Annotated in this window: 28 protein-coding genes; 20 read left to right on the forward strand and 8 right to left on the reverse strand. The window is 39.1% G+C overall.

The annotated features are described in order from the left end of the window. The first annotated feature begins 167 nt into the window (after positions 1-167). From ACYVFA_RS19670 to ACYVFA_RS19685, 4 genes are read left to right on the forward strand one after another with little or no spacing between them, the layout of a single operon-like run. Complete coding sequence (locus tag ACYVFA_RS19670) at positions 168-296, forward strand: hypothetical protein (protein ID WP_460473840.1); 129 nt, start codon at positions 168-170, stop codon at positions 294-296. Between the two features lie 4 nt (positions 297-300). Further along, entirely contained in the window at positions 301-1425 is a 1125-nt protein-coding gene (locus ACYVFA_RS19675) for a PDDEXK-like family protein (protein ID WP_460473562.1), read from the forward strand. After that, entirely contained in the window at positions 1422-2840 is a 1419-nt protein-coding gene (locus ACYVFA_RS19680; RefSeq protein ID WP_460473563.1) for a class I SAM-dependent DNA methyltransferase, read from the forward strand. The genes ACYVFA_RS19675 and ACYVFA_RS19680 overlap by 4 nt, the downstream gene beginning before the upstream one ends. Before the next feature lie 2 nt (positions 2841-2842). Beyond that, complete coding sequence (locus tag ACYVFA_RS19685; protein ID WP_460473564.1) at positions 2843-4420, forward strand: restriction endonuclease subunit S; 1578 nt, start codon at positions 2843-2845, stop codon at positions 4418-4420. Between the two features lie 139 nt (positions 4421-4559). Here ACYVFA_RS19685 and ACYVFA_RS19690 read toward each other — a convergent pair whose 3' ends face one another. Genes ACYVFA_RS19690 through ACYVFA_RS19700 form a run of 3 tightly spaced genes read right to left on the reverse strand, consistent with a single transcriptional unit; the run spans position 4560 to position 6491 of the window. After that, a complete protein-coding gene (locus ACYVFA_RS19690) occupies positions 4560-5444 on the reverse strand; it encodes a 4a-hydroxytetrahydrobiopterin dehydratase family protein (protein ID WP_460473565.1) in 885 nt (294 codons plus the stop codon). A 33-nt stretch (positions 5445-5477) separates the two neighbouring features. Next, on the reverse strand, positions 5478-6134 hold the full coding sequence (locus tag ACYVFA_RS19695; protein ID WP_460473566.1) for a YbjQ family protein: 657 nt from the start codon (positions 6132-6134) through the stop codon (positions 5478-5480). Positions 6135-6140: 6 nt separating this feature from the next. Continuing rightward, positions 6141-6491 carry a helix-turn-helix domain-containing protein gene (locus ACYVFA_RS19700; RefSeq protein WP_460473567.1) on the reverse strand — a complete coding sequence of 117 codons (351 nt, stop codon included), beginning with the start codon at positions 6489-6491 and terminating at the stop codon, positions 6141-6143. Between the two features lie 118 nt (positions 6492-6609). Between ACYVFA_RS19700 and ACYVFA_RS19705 the strand changes: the two genes are divergently transcribed. From ACYVFA_RS19705 to ACYVFA_RS19780, 16 genes are all read left to right on the forward strand, one after another. Then, entirely contained in the window at positions 6610-6858 is a 249-nt protein-coding gene (locus ACYVFA_RS19705; protein ID WP_460473568.1) for a hypothetical protein, read from the forward strand. After that, positions 6855-7184, forward strand: a complete 330-nt coding sequence (locus tag ACYVFA_RS19710) for a helix-turn-helix domain-containing protein (RefSeq protein ID WP_460473569.1) — start codon at positions 6855-6857, stop codon at positions 7182-7184. Before ACYVFA_RS19705 ends, ACYVFA_RS19710 begins: the two co-directional genes overlap by 4 nt. A 282-nt stretch (positions 7185-7466) precedes the next feature. Continuing rightward, complete coding sequence (locus ACYVFA_RS19715) at positions 7467-7853, forward strand: hypothetical protein (protein ID WP_460473570.1); 387 nt, start codon at positions 7467-7469, stop codon at positions 7851-7853. 743 nt (positions 7854-8596) lie between these two features. After that, positions 8597-8869, forward strand: coding sequence for a hypothetical protein (locus tag ACYVFA_RS19720; protein ID WP_460473571.1), 273 nt, complete (start codon positions 8597-8599; stop codon positions 8867-8869). A 452-nt stretch (positions 8870-9321) separates the two neighbouring features. Beyond that, complete coding sequence (locus ACYVFA_RS19725) at positions 9322-10041, forward strand: hypothetical protein (RefSeq protein WP_460473572.1); 720 nt, start codon at positions 9322-9324, stop codon at positions 10039-10041. 242 nt (positions 10042-10283) lie between these two features. After that, positions 10284-10769, forward strand: coding sequence for a hypothetical protein (locus tag ACYVFA_RS19730; protein WP_460473573.1), 486 nt, complete (start codon positions 10284-10286; stop codon positions 10767-10769). A gap of 463 nt (positions 10770-11232) precedes the next feature. After that, positions 11233-11583: a hypothetical protein gene (locus tag ACYVFA_RS19735; protein WP_460473574.1), complete on the forward strand. Its 351-nt coding sequence runs from the start codon at positions 11233-11235 to the stop codon at positions 11581-11583. Continuing rightward, positions 11580-11807 (forward strand): hypothetical protein, encoded by a 228-nt coding sequence (locus ACYVFA_RS19740; protein WP_460473575.1) that lies wholly within the window; start codon positions 11580-11582, stop codon positions 11805-11807. The genes ACYVFA_RS19735 and ACYVFA_RS19740 overlap by 4 nt, the downstream gene beginning before the upstream one ends. Before the next feature lie 146 nt (positions 11808-11953). Further along, the gene (locus ACYVFA_RS19745; RefSeq protein ID WP_460473576.1) at positions 11954-12274 is read left to right on the forward strand and encodes a hypothetical protein; all 321 of its coding nucleotides are present in this window, start codon (positions 11954-11956) and stop codon (positions 12272-12274) included. A 166-nt stretch (positions 12275-12440) separates the two neighbouring features. Continuing rightward, positions 12441-12683 (forward strand): hypothetical protein, encoded by a 243-nt coding sequence (locus tag ACYVFA_RS19750; RefSeq protein ID WP_460473577.1) that lies wholly within the window; start codon positions 12441-12443, stop codon positions 12681-12683. A gap of 3 nt (positions 12684-12686) precedes the next feature. Then, the gene (locus ACYVFA_RS19755; protein ID WP_460473578.1) at positions 12687-12899 is read left to right on the forward strand and encodes a hypothetical protein; all 213 of its coding nucleotides are present in this window, start codon (positions 12687-12689) and stop codon (positions 12897-12899) included. Continuing rightward, on the forward strand, positions 12875-13063 hold the full coding sequence (locus ACYVFA_RS19760) for a hypothetical protein (protein ID WP_460473579.1): 189 nt from the start codon (positions 12875-12877) through the stop codon (positions 13061-13063). Before ACYVFA_RS19755 ends, ACYVFA_RS19760 begins: the two co-directional genes overlap by 25 nt. Positions 13064-13077: 14 nt before the next feature. Continuing rightward, entirely contained in the window at positions 13078-13440 is a 363-nt protein-coding gene (locus ACYVFA_RS19765) for a hypothetical protein (RefSeq protein WP_460473580.1), read from the forward strand. Further along, entirely contained in the window at positions 13440-13826 is a 387-nt protein-coding gene (locus ACYVFA_RS19770; protein WP_460473581.1) for a hypothetical protein, read from the forward strand. Before ACYVFA_RS19765 ends, ACYVFA_RS19770 begins: the two co-directional genes overlap by 1 nt. 3 nt (positions 13827-13829) lie before the next feature. Beyond that, entirely contained in the window at positions 13830-14291 is a 462-nt protein-coding gene (locus ACYVFA_RS19775) for a hypothetical protein (protein ID WP_460473582.1), read from the forward strand. Positions 14292-14300: 9 nt separating this feature from the next. Beyond that, positions 14301-14612 (forward strand): hypothetical protein, encoded by a 312-nt coding sequence (locus tag ACYVFA_RS19780; RefSeq protein ID WP_460473583.1) that lies wholly within the window; start codon positions 14301-14303, stop codon positions 14610-14612. A gap of 6 nt (positions 14613-14618) precedes the next feature. Here the strand turns inward: ACYVFA_RS19780 and ACYVFA_RS19785 are convergent, their stop codons facing one another. The 5 genes from ACYVFA_RS19785 to ACYVFA_RS19805 are packed head-to-tail and all read right to left on the reverse strand — an operon-like array spanning position 14619 to position 22546. Continuing rightward, positions 14619-16601, reverse strand: coding sequence for a hypothetical protein (locus ACYVFA_RS19785; RefSeq protein WP_460473584.1), 1983 nt, complete (start codon positions 16599-16601; stop codon positions 14619-14621). Further along, positions 16598-17767, reverse strand: a complete 1170-nt coding sequence (locus tag ACYVFA_RS19790; protein ID WP_460473585.1) for a hypothetical protein — start codon at positions 17765-17767, stop codon at positions 16598-16600. The genes ACYVFA_RS19785 and ACYVFA_RS19790 overlap by 4 nt, the downstream gene beginning before the upstream one ends. 2 nt (positions 17768-17769) lie before the next feature. Then, positions 17770-21546, reverse strand: a complete 3777-nt coding sequence (locus ACYVFA_RS19795) for a phage tail tape measure protein (RefSeq protein WP_460473586.1) — start codon at positions 21544-21546, stop codon at positions 17770-17772. A 1-nt stretch (position 21547) separates the two neighbouring features. Beyond that, positions 21548-21949, reverse strand: a complete 402-nt coding sequence (locus ACYVFA_RS19800) for a hypothetical protein (RefSeq protein ID WP_460473587.1) — start codon at positions 21947-21949, stop codon at positions 21548-21550. A 60-nt stretch (positions 21950-22009) separates the two neighbouring features. Next, positions 22010-22546, reverse strand: coding sequence for a hypothetical protein (locus ACYVFA_RS19805; RefSeq protein WP_460473588.1), 537 nt, complete (start codon positions 22544-22546; stop codon positions 22010-22012). Between the last annotated feature and the right edge of the window lie 13 nt (positions 22547-22559).

The following is a 22559-nucleotide window of genomic DNA, read 5'->3' on the forward strand; positions in this document are numbered from 1 at the left end:
TGAAAATACCAGCCTAAATCGGAAATTCAGAGACATCCTGTTGGGAACGCCCGATTGGTTGACCTGTATGTCTTGGCATTTGTATAACACAATTGCCCGAAAAGGAAAAGGCATACAAAAAGGTAGACGCTACGGTGACTACCTTTTTGAAAGAGGATAGAAAAACATTGAAAACAAGGAGACAGCCGCTCAGCTATTTTGGCTCAACCTACGAAATAGTTACCGCCTTTAGTGGCAGACCTAAGTACCTGCAAGCGATAAAAGAATTAGAGACTGAAATTTATAAAACTGCATGATTGTATGACTGAAAAAGAAATATTAAAAACCCTGATTGAGCAATTTGAGAAGCTACCGCCTGTAAAAATACAAAATCCTACTTTTCTGGAAATTACAGAATATCCTCATTATGAAAACGTATGTAGCAATATTTTACGTTTTTATATGGATACCACCCAACCTCATGGCCTCGGGAATCTCATCATAAAATCGTTATTATCTCTGATAGGAGAACAAACGCTTTCAGAAAGATTAACGGAAACGAAAGAAGTAAAAAGAGAAGTTGGTACTTTTGATACCAAACGCATAGATTTATTAATAAACCTTGATGAAGCGGTTATTATTATTGAAAACAAAATTTATCATCATCTTACAAATCAATTACAGGCCTATATTAATTACGCCAATCATTCATATAAAAATAAAACAATTTTATATGTCTTACTTTCACCCGAAAAAATCAATGCAGAAGCTTTGCCGGATACTTTGGCAGGGGATAAAAAATGTATTAAGGATAATCCACAGCACGGCTTTAGGTCGGTTTCCTATACAGAATTATTTCAGTGCATAAAAGCGAATCTGGGCGAATTTGCGATGAAAGCTGATACTAAATACCTTACATACTTTATTGATTTTATAGCATCTATGGAAAACCTAAACGTCGTAAAAACTATGGATAAAAATGTAATTAACTTTGTAATTGATAATGAAGATAACATCAGGACAATTAATAAAGTATATGAAGAAGTAAAAAAAGAAATATATCAAAAAATTCTCAGTATTAAAGGCGCAATCAATATACCTGAAAATACAACCCAATGGATTTGGGAAAAAATGGATCTGGTACATGATATATCATTAAAAGACGACTATAATACTATGGTTTCTGTTGACTGCTTTTTTGAACTAAAAAATGTTTATATTGAAATATGGATCAGAAGAAGTAAAAATGTAAATAGATGGGATTTATTGCATAGCCTTGAGTATTTTAAGAATAATCAGCCAATCCGAGTGCAGCCGAAAGGAAATGATAGAGGATATATCGTCTGGGAATCACAAAAATCCCCATTTGATACAGACAACGAAACCATTATTGCCAAACTTAATCAAATATTACCACTAATCAAATATCAGAATAACGCCCAATGACCAACATTTCAGGAACACTTAAAAGCATACGTGATATTATGTGGCAGGATACCGGCCTCAACGGTGATGCCCAACGGATAGAGCAGTTAGGCTGGATGCTTTTCTTTAAAATTTTCTCGGATAAAGACAAAGAACTCGAACTCATAGACGATACTTATACAAGCCCGATACCCGCGCATTTCCATTGGGACAAGTGGGCGGCTGACGATGAGGGCATTACGGGTGATAGATTATTGGAGTTTGTAGACCGGGAGCTTTTTCCGGCTCTGCGCAATATTGATGTTTCTGCGGGCAACCGACGGGCTTTGATTGTGCGTGAGGTATTTGAGGGCAACAACAACTACATGAAAAGCGGCACGAATATCCGCAAGGTGCTGAATAAACTCAATGAGATTGACTTTAATATAGCCAGAGACCGCCATGCGTTCGGAGACTTGTATGAGACGATGCTGAAAGAGCTGCAAAGTGCAGGCAAAAGCGGTGAATTTTATACGCCAAGGGCTATTACGCAGTTTATTACCGACATCATAAACCCGCAACTGGGCGAACGAATCCTTGACCCTGCCTGTGGCACGGGCGGCTACCTGACCTGCGCCATTGAGCATCTGAAAAAACAGGCCAGAAACGTAGACCAGCACAAGAGCATTGCCGAAAACATAGCAGGCTGGGAGTATAAACCCCTCCCCTTTCTGCTGGCTACCACCAACCTGATATTGCACGATATTGAAGTACCGAACATCCGCTTTGGCGATGCCCTTGACCAGCCTTTGAGCAATTTTACGGAACGCGACCGCGTAAACGTGATTCTGGCTAACCCGCCATTCGGGGGCATTGTAGCCAATAATAATGAAACGAACTTTCCGGCGAATTTCCGTACCAAAGAGAGTGCCGATTTGTTTCTGATTCTGATGATACACCTGCTGAAACATAACGGACGGGCGGGCATTGTGCTACCCGATGGCAGCCTGACAGGTGAAGGCGTGAAACAACGGGTACGCGAACGCTTGCTGAAAGAATGTAACCTGCACACCATTATCCGTTTGCCCCAATCAGTTTTCGCACCGTATGCCACCGTAAACACCAATCTACTTTTCTTCGATAAAGGCTCGCCGACCAAAGAAATCTGGTATTATGAGCATACACTACCCGAAGGACAAAAAGCGTACAGCAAAACCAAGAGCATAAGGGTAGAAGAATTTGACCCCATCAAACAATGGTGGAACAACCGGACTGAAAGCGAAGTAGCCTGGAAAGTATCTATGGATACGATTGTTGAGCGTGGCTATGACCTGGATATTAAGAACCCGAATAAGGTCGTGGATGAGGTTGTTTATGATAGGAAGGGGATTATTGAAAAGCTTCAACATTCTTTTAACAAATCATTGGAAATATTAGCTGAATTAGACAAAAACTAAATATGAGCAGAGGAAGAAAAGCTAATTCAGGAAATGTTACTCAGGATTGGCAGGAAATTTTTCAAAAGAATGCGGGTGCTTACTTTCAAACTATTATTATAGAATTGGGGAAATTAAATTCTTTCAGAGAAGAAAACGCTTTTGAATTACTTCAAAATATTAAAAAGGAAAGAACCAAATTAAAATTAATTCCGGTACAACCAATTAAACCGAACGAAATACCATACATAATTCCTAAAAATTGGGTTTGGTGTAGGTTAGGAGAAATTACCAATTATGGTAGTAGTCCAAAAGCCGAACCATCAGATTTGACGAATAATACTTGGGTCTTAGATTTAGAAGATATTGAGAAGGGGACATCAAATTTAATTCACAAAATTAGATTTGAAGAAAGAAATTCATTAAGCACAAAAAGTATTTTTAAAAGTGGACAGGTTCTTTATTCTAAACTTCGTCCATATTTAGATAAGGTAATTGTAGCAGATGAGGATGGTGTTTGTACGACAGAGATATTGCCTTTAGAATGTTATGGTGGAATAAATCCTTTCTATTTTAGACTTGCGTTAAAAAGATTAGATTTTTTAAAGTATGTTAATAGTGTCACAAAAGGCATGAAAATGCCGCGTCTTGGCACTAAAGAAGGAGAAATGGCTCTAATACCTCTTGCACCTTTGACTGAACAAGATAGAATAATTGAATTTCTTACTGATTTAGAAAATAATAATTTAAAACCCAATGGATTTTATTTTAACAGTGAGATTGAAAATAAAATAATTAAGCTTCATAAATCTCAAATATTAACACTAGAAAGTTCTGCTTTAATATCAGAACAACTCACCCTCATAGAAAACCTGAATCAAGCTATTTTGCAGGAGGCGGTTCAAGGGAAATTAGTGCCACAAGACCCGACAGATGAACCTGCCAGCGAGTTGTTGAAACGGATAAAAGAAGAAAAGGCGAAATCAGGCAAAAAAGAAAAACCCTTACCACCCATTAAACCGGAAGAAATCCCTTTTGAAATTCCTGAGAGTTGGGTTTGGTGTAGGTTGGGGGAGATGAGTATTAATTTAGATGGAGATAGAAAACCTATTTCTCAAGCAGACCGAGAAAAGAGAAAGAAAATCTTTGATTATTATGGAGCTTCAGGGGTAATTGACAAAATTGATGGGTTCACACATGAAGGGGAATTACTGCTTATTGGAGAAGATGGTGCTAATTTAATCAGTCGTTCTACACCTATTGCATTTATTGCAAAAGGGAAATTTTGGGTTAATAATCATGCACATGTACTCCAAACTACTGATAGAACCACATTAGATTATTTAAGCTATTTTATTAACTCAATAGATTTAAAACCGTTTGTAACAGGTGGATTTCAACCTAAATTAAGTCAGGGGAACTTAAATATAATCCCTATTGCTCTCCCACCCCTATCCGAGCAAAAACGCATAGTAGCTGAAATAGAAAATCAGTTAGAAAAGACCAAACAATTAAAGGCGCATGTGCTGGCTAATCAGGCGGCTACGGAGCAATTATTAAAGGCGCTCTTGCAGGAGGCTTTTGCGGTGGAGGAGGAATAATGCTTTTGCAAAATTCACAAAAGACTAAAAGCAAGATGTGATAGTGACCTCGCCGGGGATTTTACGAAATCACTCTAATGGATTGACTATAAATTAGTTAAATATCTAGCATATATGTTTCCCTGTAAAATTTCAGAATTTAAAAGTTGTAGGCAACTATAATATTTCCATCTTCATCGAATGTAAAAATGTTGTTACCCACTTGATAGTTGTCCAAATCATCGCTTTTACCAAGAAATTTATATCTACCATGATTTATTTCCAGAAACTCTTTCAGACTCACTTTTTTGCCATGATGAACCACTAATAAGTTCCAGAAATTGATATTGCCAAATTTGCTTCTATGCAGTTCTATGTTTGGATTTTGAAAGGATGCAGGGGTGTCAGCGTAAGCTTCTGCTTGAGTATTTATTTCCTGCAAGATTTTTTGAGTATTATTTTCTCCCCAATAATATTGGGCTTCCTTTTCATAGGAAAAAATAAATCCAGGGTTGATTTGCTTCCAATCTTTAGCCCATTCATTTAAACCATCTGCTGGCTGATAATCGGATAAATAACCATCGTTAAAATGTAAATAATAGCCTAACCTTTCACTATATAAGATACCATCAGGTGAGTTGTCATTTAATCCTAAAACCTCTTGCAAATAATCTACACTCAGCGATTTATTCTCTATGGCTCTCTCTAATATATCTTCTACATTAGGAGCATCATATTCAAAATCGAAGTCTATTTTTTTTAAAAATCTTTCAACCCTTTTTCTGTCTAATGAAATAACTGTTTCATTAGTTGAGACAAAGGCTATGTCTTTTGTAAACTGCTTGAATGCTACTGTGTAGATTTCTTTGTCTTCAAAATAACCGCCAGAATATGAATTCAGCATATCAGGATGATAGCCTAAATCTTTTGCTATCTCATTAAATGATTTGATTTTAAATTCCCGTTCTACCTCAATGAATGATGCTCCCTTGGGAATGAAAACACCTGAAGATTTTTCTTTATTGCTTTTGAAAAAATTGAACATAAGTGATTATCGTTAATGATAAAAAATCAGAAACTATGCTAGATAATTAGCCACATTCTTATATTTATTTAATATTTTCATACGTTCAAAACTAGTTTGAAGCTTTTTTAAGCTCTCGATTTTTGCTTCTGAAAATACCTCCAGATTTTTAACTCTTACGGCAGTTCCGGTTGCACAAACCATTATCATACCTCTTAATGAACCTACTTCTGCATAATCTATATCAATACCAATAACTGCATTGCCACCTAAGCCAATAGCTTTTGCTCTAAGCATTTTCATGCAATTATCTTCTCCTGCTGATATTTTTGAATTCATAGTTCTGGACTCGAGACCGAACAAGTCATTCCATCCTGATGAAAGTTCACTTACAAATCCGGTACCCATTGTAGATTGTCCTGTTACGATTTCTAATACATCATAATTCCAGGTGATTGGCGAAGGTATATTGATACATGGGACTTCACCAATATTTTCATTTTGTATTTGTTGATTTTCTTTTAATTCCGTTAAAAACTTCTTGCTAGCATTATTGAAGTTAACAGATTTGCATGCTTCACAATAGGCTGGAAAATTATTTCCATTGAATATGTTTATAAATTCAAGGTCATCATAATAAAGAGCATTCAGACCAAATAAGCCTTTAGTTTGAATCTTTTTACCACAGCATGGGCAGTTTTCGTATTCCATAGTCAATTAGATATCAGCCACAGACTTCTTATCATTTTTTAATCTTTCAAGGTCAGCAGCTTGTGTGTTAATTAATTTCTCTTGTAACTCTATTATTTTTTGCTGAAGCTTTTGATTCTCCAGCAAAAGGTCATATTGATGGGTCTGCTCATTTACCTGATTTGATTCAGAACCTATCAACTCATTTAAACTTATCCCAAAAAATTCAGACACTTTTATAACTGTATCCATCCTTGGGTTTTCGGTATTTAATAGTGACTGCACAGCTTGTGGTGTGATTTTTAGATATTCCGCTAAGTCTTTCTGAGAATATCTTTTTTCATCAAGTTTCTGCTTGATAATCTTGCCAATATGCATACCTGAAAAATAAATTTAATTAAAAACAAGTTTTTACTTGTTTTTAATAATGACATTTCCTTACTTTGTTCAATCAAGCCAAATCGCTTGCAGATTTGCAAGCAAAATATGTAAAAAAATGGAAGTAACAAAACCTATTGTTGCTAATAAGGGGATTTTACTCGAGGATAAAGTAGAAACCCCTAACAGGCTGGAAGCCCTGTTTTTGAAGTACCCTAAAAAATTTGAGGATTTCCGTGAATTCTTCAGACAAAATGGGGTATCTGACCAGGTACTTTATAACCTACGAAAAGGTCGACAAATCATTAAACCTCCTTATAAAAAGCTAATTGACCGTTTGGTCTTAACTCATGAACTGATAGAATGATGGGTGCTACTCCGCAATTAATCGCTATTAGCCTGCCGCCTGAGCAACTGGAGTTGCTTGAGTTTGTGGCTAAGGGCCTGAAAGAAAACTCCGGCAGAAAAAATGCTGAAGTGTGGCTAACTATTGATGAGGTAGCCGAAAGGTTTAAGGTAAAGTCTGGTACTATCAGGAAGTGGATGGCAGACTATCAGTTTCCACATTCGAAGCTGAGTGAGGTGCTGCGGTTCAGTCCTGTTCAGGTTGATGCTTGGTTTATGAAGTTCAACTCTGAGGATTTTTCTCAGGGTATGAAGATACTTAGTAGTGGACGTGCTAAAACTGCTTGATATACCTAATATGATAAAGCGAGTAGAATATTTCACACCTGCAAACCAAACCTTAACCCATGCCTAGAAAGATAAGTGAAGTGCGAAAGATCGAAATGGGTCGCCTACCGATGGGCGACCCGGGCATGTTCCTGAATGACCTGAACCGAATGATTTCCACGCTGTTGCTTATGATTGAATCGCAAATATATAGTGACAGTGTGATTCAAAAGAGGTTGAAAAATGACCTTGATTTTTTGGCTGTGTATAGAGAAAAATTAACTTATCCTAACTTATCTAACAATGACAATTTTAGACCCGCTGAGACAGAAATTCCTCTGTGAACTGCTTATGATTTTTAGCCAACCCCCCGGGCGCCAGAATCATTATAGAATAGCTACTGTGCTAGACAATGCACACCGCCATAACTATAAAGCCCTTGAGCTTCTGGATGAAGCTTTAACTCAACATTTGCGACCATCTTCTATAAAAATCCCTGAAGACGTAAAACCTTATTTACAAACCGAATCCACTAAAGAAGCCGAAGCGCTTAACGACTTGTCAAAGGCAAGTAAATGTAATATATGCTCAAAGATTTTTCAAAAGGGCGTTTATGGCTGGCGTGGGTATCAGGGTTCAGGTAAGTGTGAAGGTAAAAGCTGTACACCCAAAAACCTTAAGGTAATATGATAAAAATTTTATTAATCTGGCCCTTTTTTCTGCCGTTCATGGGCTTGTTAATCTGCCTGTGTAACTTCCTGATTTGGGCTGTTAAACGCAAAAAATGATGGATATACTATCGAAAATATTGTTAGGGATAGTTTTTGGCCTCATAGTCGGAACTGTATGCTCCCCAATTTATCTGGTTATTTATCGCCTGAGAGATAAAGCCAGAAAGCCTTAGACTCACATATTTATTATGTGGGGTCCAAAAGTTGTTTTTTTTCGCTCACATCCTGCATTTGCCAGGACTGTGAGTCTAAGGTGAGTATTTTATTTTAGTTATAAGGTGAGGGATAAGCCTCGGCACTTTGACTGGGGCTTATTTAAAAGATATTAGGGCCTGACTCAGATAACGAAGGGGGAAACCCCGTAGTTGTTAGGATAATCAGCCACTCAACACTAGACGGTTTTCTAGTGCCTGAGTCAGGCCATAAGCGGGGTAGACTAAAGGTTAAGTCGATGGGCTTCATTACCCAAAAAATTGGCGGTTCGAATCCGTCTCCCGCTACGTCACGCAATGACACAGCAATCTAGTTCTGGTTCATTCCCCTGCTGTTTAGCAGGGGCTTTGCCTTACAGCTGTAAAGAATTTAGTGCCTGGCTCATCCAGTCTTCATAGACTAGAGGTTTAGGGTTAGACTAGCACCTCAAAGGCCGCTACTGGCGGCCAGTTGAGCCAGGCAAACATTTTTAACCTTAATATTTATTTTATGATACACAAATCAGAGTCGCCTTTGGCGGACAAAAAAGTAAAAATTAAACCTGAATCAAATCTTTCAGGTGGAGAAATTCTAATTGAAGATTGGTGGGATAGAGTGAGCGGTAGAAGTTGGAAGAATTCGAATGGTAATCCTGCGGCAATGGGTTACGCAGTCCGATCGGCAGGAAGCCACTTCATTAATATTCCTTCAGATGATGAAGTATTATATGGCAAAATTGGGATTATGGGTTACATAGTCCATGTGAGCGAGCTTGATATATAATTGTAGCCTTTCTGACTACTGAATCCTTAATCTTAGCGTTCGTTGTTTAGTCCAAATGGTTGAAGCGTAGTTTAAGGGATAGAACGCAGGTGTGCCTAGGCTAGCATCTGTATCCCGGTTCGATTCCGGGCGCTTCGCGAAACCCCTTTCGGGTGGGGTTGCTTTGTTCAGGGTCTGTTTTAGTCAGACTAAGATTCTTCAGGGTTAGTCAGTTCGCAAAAAATGCGGACTGGTTTTGTATTGCCTTTACCTGCTGAAAAGTTGGGTGGCTTTGTATTGCTTAAACACTCCCTAAAAGTGTAACAGTAAAACTATGCCTAAACCTACCCTACGGCAGTCCGGGAATACTATGTGACACGCCGCAAAGCGTGATCGGGATTGCATTAACTAAACCTACCGACAGTGGTAGGGCTGGAACCATATTGTTTAAACTTTAAATTTTTTCATCAAACATGGAAAAAAACGAGATGCCTATTGGCCGATTTGTAGCAAAAAGGCCAATTATTGACTTCAAAAAGACTTTTTTCGGATGCCTTGAATTCGTACTTAAAAACAACGAAATGAGGCAAAAACAGATTGAAGCGTTAGTAAAAGCCGGGTATGACCTCGCCGAAAAACGCTCCGAAATGAAACGCCGGGATTACGAGCGCTGGCTGGAGAGCGAAGGAGTTCTTCCAAAACTTTCAGGAGGAATTGAAACTACGCTGGAGAAACTAATCAGCCTGTTTATGGCCGAATTCGCCAAAGGCAAAGTAAAGATCAATAACCAGCTGCGTTTTACTTATTCATACTTCCAGCAACTCTATAACTCCCAGCACCGGAAAGACAAAAACCGGGTGTGCATCAACACCATCAAAAACCACCTGAACAAGATAGCCATTGCGCTCGGTTCGGTTTTCCAGGATAAATACCGGGGAACGCTTTCGCTCCCGGATCGCAACACCAATTGCATCGTCCTGACCTTCAGTCCGAACGTGATCCAGTATAAAGAATCTTCACACACAGCTGCCTTAAGTGCAGAAGAACCACGCCTACCCATTGCTAAAAAATCAAACCTGAACTTCATGGCCGCTATTAAAGAAACGGTAGACACCATCGGCCAAACCTCAATTTTCGACCGGAAAAGCGAAACCGTTGGGCTTGCGGAATCGATTGCCGCTTTTTTTAGGTAGCCAAAGAGCCAAAATTTTTCTATAAAGTTCAGTTAGTTCATTGAACTCTCAATTGAACTCTAGAAATGTCTTTTAAGGGAGTACTCCAAACCTCCGGCAGCCAAATTCGGCTGTCAAAATGTCAGAAAACGAGGGGAAAGAGGAAAAAAGTTCAATAAAAAAAATGAACTAAAAGAGGGGGGCGGCGGCGGCGCTTCACGGGTAAGGGAAACTATGTTTAACCATTTTCAAAAATTGTAAAAATGCAAGATTTCATCAGAGAAGATTACGACCCGATTAACTCTGTATTCGCGCTCTGGATAGCCTACGAATACAAATGGCCAGCTGGTGAAAGGCTTGTTAATACGATGACGTATTTCTTACGCTATGCAAATGACAAGACCTACGACGGCAACGTAACGGAAATTAACAGGTGCTTTTCACTATTATCTAAAAGAATGTCTCTCGAATATCTGAACGAAGGTAACCCAATGAAGGTAGCAGTTCTATACCGGAATAAAAACAGAGGGCAAAGCATAGAAGGAGTAAAAAACCCCCCGCTGTTCAAGATAGAATGCGAGAAAGGCTTTATGAGGAAACAAGGGCTGATTTACGGGCCTAATATAACCTCAGTAAAGGAAAAAACGGGCTTCGCTTCATTACTGGAGCATCTGGAGCAATTTTCAAAATCAGAAAACAGACTTTTAATCAATGCCTCAATTCGAAATCAACATGAAAAAACACACTGAAGCAATTAAAAAAGCAGTAGATAGCAACGTTTTTTTAAAAAACTATAAATCTCATGGAGAGGACTCAGACGGGGATTTATTCTTTATTTATGATTCATTTGGTAATGTAGATTGCCGAGAAATCCTTCGAATTACTAGACGCTATGGTCTAATCTTTACAATTGTGGGCAATTTAGATTTGAATGTAAAGGTCATTATTCACTGATATGGCAGCATTCGAACTTGACAGCACAATGCTGAAAAAAATTGATAAGCTACATCGTGCCTGTACTACGCTAAACACGATGGAATCAGACCTTAAGGCAAGCTATCAAATTAACGACGAACGCATTCTTATTGTCCTTTTCAAACACCATTGGGATTTTACCATATGGTCGTATCAGAGAAGGTTTATTCAGCTTACCTACGCTGATCTAGATCAAGCTTTAGAAGAATTTCAGGCTTACGAAACACGATTTAAATAATGAAAGTAACCTTGAAGATTGACAGAGAAATTTTTTTGGCTATAGTATTTATCGCTCATAGCGAAAAAAAGAAAATTGAAGACGCTTTTACCCCAAATATGGTACCAGATTACAGCTGGGCACTTAGCACTTTAGCCTTTCGGATTGATGCTAATACGATAGTCAGGTGGAAGAAAAAACAAGACTGGGAAAAGTATAAATACGATTTTTTCATGAATGATCTACTGGCTTTATATGCCTATCTGAACAAAAGACCTGGCATAAGCTATCCTGAACAAAGGTTATTTAGCGAGTTACACCAATTTTTAATTAATAAACATTTCAGCACAAACCATCTGAAAGCATTATGAAACACTGGACACAATATCTACCTGAAGGCAGAAGGATCTTTCGGGATCAGGTAAGTATGTTAGCATTAGCTGAAGAAAAAATAAAAAAATTGAAATGGGAGCTTGCTTCGGCTCAGGCTATGTTGCTTGCCGATGAATTTAGTATAAGGAAGGAAGTAGAAAAGCAATATTCTAAGGATGAAATAGATGCGGCTATAACTGAATTCGAAAAAGATAAACTGTAACCAACTTTGTTAACAAAATTTCAATGCCGGCAAAAGCTCAGCTCGCTCGAGCAAGAAAATTTGTTAACAAAAAATTTCGCAAAAGCCATGATGGGCGCTTGCTCAGTTGTGGCCAATCAAATATTACTACCAAAACTGTTAACAAAATGAAAGATTTCAATTCGCTGGCCCTAAGAAACCTGGGCACTTCTGAAAATCAGGATGTAGTTCGTATCCTGAATAATTTCATGCAGAAAAAAGGAATACTAACTGGCGAAGCTGCACTTAAGGCACTCGTCAGAGATTACGATAAAGTATCGGCTGAGAATATTGTGCTAAAAACACAAAAGGAATTAAAGGAAGATGAGCTAAATACTAAAATCAAAATCCTGACTTCTCAGAAAGAGCAACTACTGAAGGCTTTGTTTCATTACACTCAGTTTCAGAATATTCTTAACGAATTAAGTAAAATTCCGGATTCAGGTTAACGAAAATCTTTTTGTTAACAAATCAATTACCAAGGGGATCTGCTGCACCTGGTTTCAGCTCCTGAAATGTTAACAAAAACTCAATCGATCAACTCCGGAATAAATTCCTGATTTCAAAATCTGTTAACAAAATTCTTATTCAATTATCAAAAAACAAATTATCAAAATGAAAGCAGAAACCTCATCTAGTATACAGGAAATGATTAATAACAACCCAGTTATTAATAAAAGTGTAGAAAGGTCTGAAGATACTGAACAGTATTACGTGGTACACTTTGACCATATGGATTTATCAATTTGTCGAGCATTGATCGAAATAGTGGATAAACTCAATAATCAAACTAGGCTACTATTTTTTATGCATGTTTCAGATGAAGCATTATTACAGGTAAAATTCTTTGAAATGTAAAAAATGACGACCTACGATAAATGGATTGACGACCGAATAACCTATTTCACAAAATTCGAGCAATCGCTTTTCATGACTTATTATCTGAGTGACGGCGATAACAAAGCAAGGCTCAGAAATGCGTTTCCTGAATACTTCATTCAGGATAACGATGAAACCATAACAATTATACCACCAAACGAACCTAGAGAATGGATAAGACAGAAAAATCAGTAGAATTAGAAAACTACTTAAATGAAGTAAACAAGGCTTTAGCAAGCATGGACTATCACGAAAAGCCCGACCGGGGCGCAATGGCCTGGTACATGGAAGGCGGCAAAACTGCATCAGAAGCCGCCGAAACATGGATAGAGAAAAGTACCCAGTGGAATAGATATTAATCAAAACAAATGACATGAATTATTCACCAAAATTGAAACGTGTGATGGCCCAGATCAAAGAAATCCTTGAAAAAGAGGATCTGGCAGGTGCCATAGTCTTACACACAAAACAGCACGGATTAAACTTCACAGAGTTTTTTATGAAAATTGACCCTTCACTATCCTGTGCAAAATTCGAAGGGGATAAGATCAGGATTAAAGGCAAAGCAGTTGAGAAAGAAAAAATGGTTTATACGGTCAATATGCTAAATATGATGGCCGAAACTATGGGGCAAGTCTCTTTACAACTATTTGATATATCAGAAATGGTAGATAAAAAGACAGGCGCAAAACATGGAGATTCTAACATTACACCTGACGATTATTCTAATAACTAATGGAAAAAAATAAACCAGGCTTTTTTGGCTTTGAATCAGGAAAGCTATTCAGGGAGATACTTTGCAAAGAGGGTCATGCGTTTGAATTCCCAATTTTTAAGGTAAGTAATGCATATCTAGCCGAAAACACGGCTATGCTTTGGGGCAAAAAACTCTATGTGCGAGAAGATACACTCAAATTATTAGACGAAGCCCCTGAAGAAACCTTTGATAATCTAAGGATTTTGGTTTGTACGATGGCCGATGTATTCTGGCCAAAAGTAGAAATTCCGGAATTAGATTTAACAGGGTTTAATTCAAACGAAATTTTTGAGCATAGGTTTAAACATCAGATTTATTATTCAAGATTTTCAGATTTTATAACTCATTTACCATCAATTGTATAATATATGGACTTAAAAACATTTGCCAAAAAAATTGATGGCAAACAATCAGAAGAATGGGAAAGCACTGATGATATGCATCAGGAAGCCCAAAAAGCCGGGTTTGTAATAGTTTACATCGCATTAGATGTAGAAGATCACCAGGAAAGTATTATTATGTTTGAAGGGGCTATAAGAACTGACTTCCCTTGCTACGCCGATGAAGAAGATGACGAAATGACAATGGATTTTACGAAAAATGGTGACTGGTTGGGCGATGAAGAACTATCAATTTTAACGCATCACAACCGCAATTTTAAGTATAACACTATCCAGATTCTTTATAATTGGTTTGATAGCGACACAAGCCAAAAAGTCAAATGGCAAGTAATTGCGGTAGATAATATTCCCTTCGAAAAATTCAACATCTACCAAGGTGAAGAACTTTTCTGCATTGGCCTTGTATTTAATTTCACTGATTTTAACTAAACGACTAAAATGGAAAAGATTAAAACTAGAGTTGAATATGGAAAAAAGCCCTTTAAAATTAAGACAGAAAGACAAATTAATAACTTTTTGAAAAAGAGAGATTTTAACAAAATGGCTGAAATGTTTAAAAATTGTGGATGGAAATGGAGTAATGATAATCGCGAACCTTATTCTCCCACTGGCGAAGAAATTAAGGCGTTTGCTCTCGAAATGATAAACTCAGCAAATACGGGCAAATATGAATGTCACTATTGCGGACGGATAATGATAATTGTTGGATCATGGGGTATAGATTTGCTTATTGGAGAATATAACCCATAAATTACATTAAACCGCCCGTTTCATCTTCATTTTAAAGCCCTTTTTTACGGGGAGTGTTGGCAATAGTTGATGTACTATATAATTCACTCCCCTGATATACTTCTTCTTCCGCCAGTCGAACGCCGCCACCTCAGCATCAGTAAGCACTACCTCCGTTTCAGCCTCTGCGGCAGACTCCAAGAATTCGATTTTTCCTTTCAAAAACCTATTATAGCGTGAATTTTCGCTTGCTGTATTGAGAGATAAATCAAGGTTTTGATTTTTATAATCTGCTCTTACAATATCAATGCCTACAAAATCTTTTGCCTTGCCTATATAAAGCAACAATCTGAAATGAAAAGTATTCTTGTCTTGCCCAAAAAATGGCGAAACTCCGGGCTGATTGCAATAAGAATATAAACGGATTTCATCTAAAATGATAGTTCCACCTGGAATACCCTGATAATGACTACCCCCGTCGATATTCGGCCGAAAAATAAACCCGTCCGGGTTGGTAGGTGAATAAACCTTAGTTGGTAATGAAGAAATTTTACTTTTAATTTGACTATATTCGACCGGACTACTTTCTACAATTGAATCAGCAGGATAAGGTAAATAGACCTCATGAGTCTTATCCTCATCTGGAATGTTATCATAACTCAACTGTATTTTTTTGATTTCAGAACTCTCAAAAGAAATTCTTTCACCTACTTTATTTGAAAAATTTTCATTTACTACACTCTTTAAAATTGGGTCGATAAATTCAATATTACAGCTACGACTTAAAAAATCGTAGGAAATAGCAAGTCCTAAAAATTCTTTCAGTTCATCGAAAAACTCCTGCACAGTAATATCAGGAAGATGGTTTTTGAAATCAAATGATGGTTGATAGATATTAAAAGGAAAATCACAATTTTCGGCCTGTAAATCAATTGATCTCGTATTCTCAATAATCAAGGCTTGAATATCCGCGTTATTATAGGCACTTCCACTTGGCGTATAATTCATATAAATAAGCAGATGGTCAATCAAGTATTTAAGCGAAACCATCGGAACAATTGTGAAAGCTGTAGGATTCCTGATACCATTTTTTGCGTAATCGGTTCCATCAAACCAGTTCACAAATCTCGACCAGAATTTATTTTCTTCACTATAAAATCCAGGATTATAGACAGAAGGTAATACAAACGGATCACGATTAGGTACATTGTTCTGCAAGCCTTTTAGAATAGGTGACAGATACCTTATTCTAGTAAAATCAAAAGTTTTTACAAGGTTGAAAGGGCCGAACTCACCTAAAACTAGGGCAGTAATTTCAATTTTGTAAGCCTCTCCTGTTGCTGAAATTGGCACAAAAAGATTAATGCCTGATTTAGAAATAACAAGTTCATAGCCTTCAGCCTTCAGATTTTCTTCTTCATTGAACGCATACGCTACCGGAGAAAGTAATTCGCCTAAAGTCCGGTTTGAGCCAGTATTATACAAGTAATTATAATTTCCAGTATCTGAAGGGAATGTATAAGTAAGAAAAACGTTTGAACCATGAAAAATTTTCAGAGTACTGTTAGCCAGACCGAAATAAGGTTTGATTTCCGGTGTAATTTTGATAGCAAAAAGTGGAGTATCCTTCGCTTCCATCTGAAACTCATGTGTACCGAAATCTATCTTGTTGAGCTTCTTATTCCAGAAAGTCAGCGGTACGCCTGCGGGCGGTCCTTCTATTTCAATGCTATAACTCCCATCGGTGCCGTTCACTTTCAGGATACCTTCCAGTATCAGGATATTATCATCCATTATCTTACCCACGTAGGTTTTGTTCCGATCTACGGCGGATTCAGGAAGCCGGGCGTATCCTAAAATTAGATCGTTATTGCCCGTAAAAGGGCACGAAAACGGATACACCACACTACCTTGCTGTTGTGTACCTATATAAGGGCTATTTAGCTGTGCTTGTATATAAGGATTTTCAGCCAGGTCTAGCTGTTTGTCATCCGCAAAAACTCTAATCATAGCATTGAAAAATGGGTGTCCTGTTCGGCGTATCTGAATTCAAAATTGGCGCTTTCGTTTGGCGCAAGGGTGGTAAAAGTATCCAGGTTGTTCGATTGTAGAATCAGCTCCCGGTTCCCCTTGGGCGTGATCTGGTAAATCTTGCGCGAATACAGCAGCTGTTCCATATACCTGAGCCAGTTTTGGTCGAGCGCTCCAGTATTTACCTCCAGTTTGTCGAAACCTTCAATATCTACTAAGCCTAATCTACGATCAAAACTGGCGGTAATATGTTCAGTTTCTGTCGATTGCTTGATTTTTCCGTACAGTCTGAGCGTATCCCATACGCCGAAACTATTCAGGAATTTAATATAAATAGGTGTATCAGTAGGCGCAGCATCAGGTGTTTGATAAGACTGTGAAACCGAACTATTGAACTGGTTATAAGTTCGTATTTCAGAGGCATATCCTCCGGCAGCATATAATACCTGAACCGTGAATTTTAAGATATAATCTGTGCTGTACCCACCATTTACGGGGTTTAATGCATTAACCCTAAGCGGAATGCACGCCATTTCGTAGGCCTTTAGGCTTATGGTTTTATCCATATTTTTTGTTTCTTCAACCAGGGTTGAAGCATTAATATAGCTTATCACATAGCGAACCGTTATGGTAATTGTTCCGGCATCGACGTTTTGCAACCAATACAAATGATCTGGCATATCCCTTGTCAATTTTTTAACCTTCGGCTGCCATGTCAGAAACGGCCCTTTCACTTGCGCCCAAGTGTTAAAGAATTCATTACCCAGTTTAGCAAAGTCAGCTTCGCTCATGCCTCCGTTCAGAATAGGATATATGCCCGAAATGCTTTCATACTGATTAGCGAGACCTACCGAACGCACACGTACTTTTGCCTTTACAATATTACCCTTAGCCACCTCCGGCACTAGCTGATCGTGCCGCGGCAAGGGTACATTATACCCGGCATAATTTTTAAATAAATTAGAAAGGTTAAACCGATATCCAACCCCTTTCAAAAAAGAGGCATCAAGTGTGGGGAATGTAAGATTATTGAAATCATAATTGCCCTGGTAATCTTCTACAACTACATCGGCCTTATGTCGCCCGGGCGGCACGCCCTGATCGGTATGAAAAATATTATTTCCTCCAAAAAATACGGGTTGCATGGTTAAGGATTTGGCTTTTTGGTGATTAAAGAATTAGCGTGTTTTTGCTGAATTTTCTGCAATTGCTCTAGGAATTCGGCCTGTTGCATAAAGGTCAGATTAAGGCCGCTTTCCAGGCTGCTTTGTGCAGATACAAACCAGTTCAGCATTTCTTCCGGAAACTGCACTACGTATTGCACAGGCGCAGCACTTTCCGGGCTTGCGGGTGCGGTGGTAGTTGGTGCGCTGAAAGTTGGTGTAGGTGTACGGCTGCCGCCTTCTTCAAAACTCCGGATTTTTCCGGTACGCATACCTTCTACGATCGGCTCAATATTAGCCCAGTATTTAGTATTTCTGACCTTAGAATTAACGACGTATTCATCTTTATGCAAGATGGATACAAAGCCGTCTTTGCCATCGTTTGCGGGTAGTCTGCGGTCGAATACATTCGTTTCTCCACCGCGATCAGGCTCAATAGCATAAGGGAAATTCAGGCCTTCACCACCTCCGGCAGCTCGCATCACATCAAACATAGGAGCACTAACATATTTTTTCTTTCCGTCGGTTGCTCCACCCTGGTCAAAACTAGGTACTTCAGGAAGCGGTTTTGATGCGATCGCAATAGCTTCTACTGCGCCCGCGCCTATGATCAGCGGAATGGTAGCCGGGGCTAATATACCCGTTTGGGCTAATACCTTAGAAACAGCCAGGGCGGTATTGATGGCAACCTGAATTAATGCCTGAGCCTTGTCGTAGATAGCCTGTTTGCGTTTTACTTCGGCCAGCTTTTTATTTTGCTCTTTCTCCAGCACTTCTTTCCGGGCGGCATAATCTTCGTCTGAAATAAGCTTTTGTTCCTTCTGCTTTTCCAGGGCATCAAATTCACGGGCATACTGGTTATTGATGGCCGTATTTTCATCCTCCAGGCGCGAGCTGAGAATAGAGAAAATAGCGTCTTCAGATGCCTTGGCAAATTCGCCCAGGGCCTTCCGTTGCTCTTTTTCAGCATCGAGTTTCTGCTTCTTAGCTTTCTCGTAATTTTCGGCCGACATTTTGGTGTATTCCTCAAAATATGCCAAATCAGATTTTGCCTGAGCATCATTCTTTTTCTTCGCATGATCGGCCGTAAGTTTCCCTACATCAGCCAGGTATTTTTCATAAATAGCCTGTTTTTTGTCAGCTGTAGCCTTTTCAATCTCAATTTCAAATTCACCTTTGCGCAAAGCAATTTTGGCAGCCAAAACCGCCTCTTCATCTCCTGAAGCTTCTGCCAGCTCCAGCCTGGTTTGTAGCACAATTACGGCTACTTCGCGGGCCGAATCCATTTCGGCTTTTTCTTTCTTAGCCAGGGCATCAGAATCAATTTTGGCAATATCATCGTCAAGCTTTTGGCTGGCAGCTTTCAGCCATAGATCATAATCTGACTGGTTCATTTTATTCTGTTGTACCAGTCCCGCCCGCCTATCAGACTCAAAAGCCAGATCCGCCTCCAGCTGCGCTTTTTTCTTGTCGGATTCGTCTGTAATCGACTCGATATTCATCCGATAAATCTCTTCCGAAACCTTCCGGGCGTTCTCAATTCGTTCCTCGGCCAGTTGCTTCTGTTTCTTACTTTCCTCATCATCTACACCTGCACCTGTGTCACCTTTTCCGTCGTTTGTAGTTGTTGTCTGAGTTGTACCAGATCCCGATTTTAATTCACCTCTTAAACCATACCAGGCCAATCCGGTAGATCTCACCTTGGCGTTTGTAACATCAATTTCCTTTTGTAGGGTTTTTACGTCGTATATTACAGTTTTAAAAGTAGTAACACCATCATAACTTACGCCAGTGGCTATTTGCTCATAAGGTTTGCCTTGGCCATTTCGCGGCAAAGCATTGACGCGTCTGAATTCAGTAATTAATTCCTCCCGTTTCTTTTGTAGGGCTACGTTTTCCTTAAATGTTTTATCTAATAGATCTTTATTGATTACCTGAAGCATTGCCCTTTGCTGTTCGATAAATTCCCTGGTCTTTGTTGTATTGATAGATAAAACCCGGCCGTATTGGTCAACCTGATAACTTGCATCAGGCATGATTGAAACGATCTGAGACATAACCTTTCTCAATTCCGCCTGATTCTCAGCAGATTTGTTTTTCGACAATTCATCATATTTAGCCAGTAAGGGAGAGAGATTTTTGTCAAGATTTTTGACATTTTCAGTTTGCTGATTAAACTTTGTATTAAGATCTTCTTCAGCTTTAAAGAGAATGCCAAGGCCGTTCACAATATCCATTGCTATCTTACTAAAACCTTTAGACATTGCACTATTGCCCCACCACCGATTGAAATTATTCGAAAGCTTCTCCAGATTAGCGCCAAACGTTTCGTTTTTGACATTATAAGAATCTAATATTCTGCTACCTTCCCAAAAGCTTTTGCTAGCCGCTTCCTGTTTACTTCGAACATTATCTATCTGTTCTCCTAATACGCCCAACACCTCCATCGTCTGCGTATCAGATAGTTTCAATTTGTTCAGGGTGGCAGCCAAATCAGTTGCATTCAATTTGTTTAGCCTGGTTGCCATTTCCAGAAGGAATTCATTAGGTTTTGTATTAATCAATTCCTTGATTTCTTTCTTCGTTTTCCCGAAAAAGGCGGCTACTTTATCTACATTATTCGCTGAAACACTTAGTACCTTGGTTAAGTTTGTAGCAGCTGTTCCGGCATCCATACCCGCCTCTTCCATTGCGGCACCTAAGCCCAGAACTTCCGTTTTGCTAGGGCGTAGCACGGCCGGAAGTTGTGACATGGTTTGTGCAAACGTAGTAAGAAATGAAGCAGTAGCCGTTCCATCATCGGCCAGGGCTTTGATCGCTGAAGCGTCACGTCTGACCGCTTCACCCCACTTCATTTCTTTAGTTTCGGCATAAACATTTTTAAGCTTACCCAATTTAGTAGTAACTTCTTCGACACCTCCGGGGAAATCGTCAGACATTACTACTACCGCTTTGTTTACTTCATCGGTAAAATCTCTGATTTCTTCCTGCGGAACATTTAAAAGCCCTCCGGCAGTAGCTATTTCACGGAGTTTCTGGGGAGTGGTACGGGTATCAATGCTAGCCAGTTCCTTATCAATCGCCTTGGCATTTTCTGCCGTTGTCTGAAAAGCGAGCTGCAAATCAGCTAATTTATCAGACTTTTCAGCCATTTGCCCTATTTTTTGACCGATACCGCTTAAAACTCCCGCTAAAACTTCGCCTACCTGTTCAACGGCTGCGCCTGCTATACCGCCGATAAACGCCGATGGCATACTATCTTTCAGGCTTTCAAGCCAACTAGCTTTATCTTTTTCAACTAATTGCCCTCGTTTTTGCAGTTCTTCATTCACCTCAGCGGCTTTCTGGCGTAGCCTTTCCTGAGATTCAATATAGCCTTCCTGGCTGGGTATCAGTCTTGAATACTGATCTTCCAGATACTTCAGCTGTCGACGTAGCTGTGTTTTTGAAAGGCTTGTAAGATCTGTCTGAGTAGTGAGTTCAGCAATAGATTTGTTTACCGCGTTTTGCTTGATAATATTGGCATCTAACTGCTTATTGAGTTCTTCAATTGCCTTTTTTGCCTTTGTCTCACGTGCGCTTCCGGGAGCGGCTTTCGTCAACAATATTTCTTGCTTCTGAAGTTTGACCGCTAACTTATCTATATGTTTCGTCAGCTCCTCATATTCAATCTGAAGCTTAGATAACTCATTAAGTCCCTGCCTGGCATTGATATTGACCGTATGCTGAATTTCATCGGCTCTATCGCTTCTATTAGCCATCTCAATCTAAATTTTGTAGTTGTGTGGGTATGGTTTCGCTTACAGCAAAATCAGCGATTGCACCATCGACTGTTTCTAATAAGCGGTTAATTTGTGCGTGTATTGGTCTGTTTGTCATCTTCACAGGTCTGCGGCCGATGGTGGCAGTAGCCGAGATCGAACGGCCTTTTTTAAAGCCTCTACCTGCGCCCATGTCTTTAAATCGGAGCGAATCGCGGTAACTGAAATCCATTTTGATAATGTCACCCGTTTCGGAAACCTGAACAGATACGTTCTGCCGGGTATTATCTGTGAATTTCTTTACGTATCTACCAATCTTTTTTCCAACGATGGGCGGAACTCTGTCTGCGGATTCCTGCACGTAATCTATCAGATCACGGCGCATCTGTTCAGGTGTTTTCATTCTACGAATTAATAGGATGAATTACATAGGGCGAAGGACAAAAAAAGCACCCGTAGGTGCTTATTTTATCGGGGTTTCCTGAGCGTCTTCCAGAAATTTCTTTCGGCCAAAGTTGAATTTTTCAATAATGACGGCTACAAAAGGGAATTTTGTCCGGGCCTTGGTAAGAATAGAACCTACCTCGTAACTCAGCAAAACACCGGATCCTACGATGTATACAAAATCAAGAAAGGTAAAATGGACCTGGTCAAACTTTGCCTTGGTAATGAGATGCAGACCTGCAATAATGATAGGATAGATCACTATCTTATCTAATAAGCCTTTATATAGAACCTTAAAATCAAATGTCCGGGGCTTATTCGTTAGCGAAAGATATATGGCCAGAAAGGTGTCAAGAAAGACGGCCACCGACAGAGAAACAGCATAACTCCAGTCAGAAAAAATGTATGCTTCAACAAAAGACAGGACGAATTGTGCCAGGCATTTCAGACATACCTGTAAGATCACTAAGACTCCTGAAAAAATGTAGTTGTTTGGATTGGTAAAAGCTTCCAGGAAAACAAACCCTAGTTTTTTGAACAAAAAAATGATTTTCATTTTGTGTGGATTG

Source organism: Emticicia fontis, assembly GCF_054779675.1.